Raw genomic sequence first — 277 nt, forward strand, 5'->3', positions numbered from 1 at the left:
CTTTAATATTGACCAAAGTCAAATTACAAGCATGTTAAGCAGTGCTCCATCTGAAACATCATCAATCATAAAAGGTGTTATTGGCGATGTAACGAAGAACTCAAGTGGTGGCTTACTATCTGTCGGGTTGATCTTAGCAATTTGGTCAGCTTCAAACGGTATGACCGCAATTATGAACTCGTTCAACGTTGCGTACGATGTTGAGGATAGTCGTAATGGCATTTTACTAAAACTTCTAAGTGTTGTATTTACAGTTGTAATGGGCGTTGTATTTGCT

Annotated in this window: 1 protein-coding gene; it reads left to right on the plus strand. The window is 38.3% G+C overall.

Annotated elements, in window-relative coordinates; genetic code table 11:
- The coding region (locus AC0IZJ_RS28450) for a YhjD/YihY/BrkB family envelope integrity protein (protein WP_471855613.1) at positions 1–277 on the plus strand (277 nt) is incomplete at both ends.

The organism is Roseateles sp. AC306, assembly GCF_979253795.1.